This is a genomic window from Rhodococcus sp. 06-1460-1B (assembly GCF_002258475.1).
Classification (GTDB): Bacteria; Actinomycetota; Actinomycetes; order Mycobacteriales; family Mycobacteriaceae; genus Rhodococcoides; species Rhodococcoides fascians.
Window position 1 is genome coordinate 1 of sequence record NZ_NOYS01000011.1, and the last position, 1,832, is coordinate 1,832.

Annotated in this window: 1 protein-coding gene; it reads left to right on the forward strand. The window is 65.3% G+C overall.

The features are described from left to right. Positions 1–71 precede the first annotated feature (71 nt). A complete protein-coding gene (locus tag CH268_RS04185) occupies positions 72–1,733 on the forward strand; it encodes a transposase (protein ID WP_441346960.1) in 1,662 nt (553 codons plus the stop codon). Positions 1,734–1,832 lie beyond the last annotated feature (99 nt).

Genomic DNA, 1,832 nt, shown 5'->3' on the forward strand with positions numbered 1-1,832 from the left:
GGGGCTGTTGCATTTTGATGGTGGGGTGTCTCGAGTGTCGAGGCACCCCATTGTCGGTGGTGCGGGACAATGTGTTGGTGGCGAAGGGTTATCGACCGGTTGATCGTGATCAACAGTTTCTGATTCCACCGGACATGCGCGAATGGTTACCGGCGGAGCATCCGGTATGGATGCTGATCGACATCGTCGACACGCATCTGGACACCTCTGTCTTTCATGCCGGCCGGCGCACCGGTGGGGTCGGGCGCGCCGGATACGACCCGGACATGCTGCTCACGCTGCTGATCTGGGCTTGGTCGAAAGGGATGCGGTCTTCACGTCAGATCGAATCCGCATGCACCGATGTGGTGTCCTACCGGGTCATCTGCGCCGGCGATGCCCCCGATCACGCCACGATCTCCAGGTTCCGAAAAGACAACCATGCAGCCTGCGAGTCGCTGTTCGCGCAGGTGCTGACGTTGGCAGCGCGGGTCGGTTTGGGGTCGTTGGGGACCATCGCTCTCGACGGGGTCAAGATCGCCTCGAACGCCTCCATCGGAGCCAACCGCAGCGCGGACGGATTGCGCGCCGCCGCCGAAGCCGAGGCAGCGAACGCTGCTCAGGCCCGGGCGCGAGAGATCGCCGCCGCCGCGGCCGCGGCGCATGCCGACGTCGATGCTGCCGAGGACGAACTCTACGGCGAAGACGACCCGGGCCCGGGTCGGGTTCCGGCCGAGTTGGCCGATCCGACCACGCGATCGAAGCGGATCGCTGAAGCGTTGGCGCAGATCGAAGCCGAAGACGATGCCCGCGAGAAGGCCGCGAAGTCAGCCGCCGAGGGCCACCTCGAGCGTCTCGGCGCGGGAGCGTCCCCGGCGGGTCGGGTACCGCTTGCCGCGCAGGTAGCTGCTGCTCACCGGCGTCTTGCACGGGAAATTGCACGCCATGAGGCCACCGAGGCGCGGTATCGGCAGCGAGCCGACGCCGCTGCGCGTCGCGGCGGGAAACCGAAAGGCAAGGTTCCGGTTCCGGTCGAGGATCATCACCGCGTGATCGCCGCACGCGCATCGGTCGCCGCAGCCCTCGCCCAGTCCGCCGCCCGTGAGCAGACAACGCCAACGGTGGTGCGGCGCAACATTACCGATCCGGATTCTCGGATGCAGCCGCTGCGAGGTGGTGGCTGGGTGCAGGGCTACAACTGCCAAGCATTCACCGCCGAGGACGGCATCATCATCGCCACCGGCGTCGGCACCAGCCCCTCCGATGTCACCTACTACGAGCAGATGGTCGACAAAGCGGTCGCTGCGGCGGCAGTGATCGCCGACCATGCACCGGCCGAGGCCGAGTCGCCGTCGATCGGAATCATGCTCTTCGACGCCGGCTATTGTTCGATCGAGAACCTCGACGCACCGGGCCCGGACCGGTTGATCGCCACCGGGAAATCGCGGACACTCGAAGCCGCCGCTGCCGCGGCCGTAGCTACGCCGGTATCGGATCCTGCACCACCACAGGGTAATTCGATTACCAGGATGGCCGAACGATTAGCCACCCCGGAGGGAATCACAACGTACCGCAAACGGTCTCACATCGCCGAGACACCCTTCGGACATGCCAAACACAACCTCGGATTCCGGCGATTCACCAGCCGCGGCGTCGACCGGGCGACGAGTGAGTGGTCCTTCCACGCCGCGGTGCACAACATCGGCAAGATTCTCACCCACCTGACCGCAACACACACCGTAGCGCTGGCCTGAATGAGCACCCCAGGGCCGAAAAAGAGGTGACCCGGGCATCGAACCCGAGCCACCCCTTTACAACGTCGAACTACCGCTCACACAAAATGCAACAGCCCC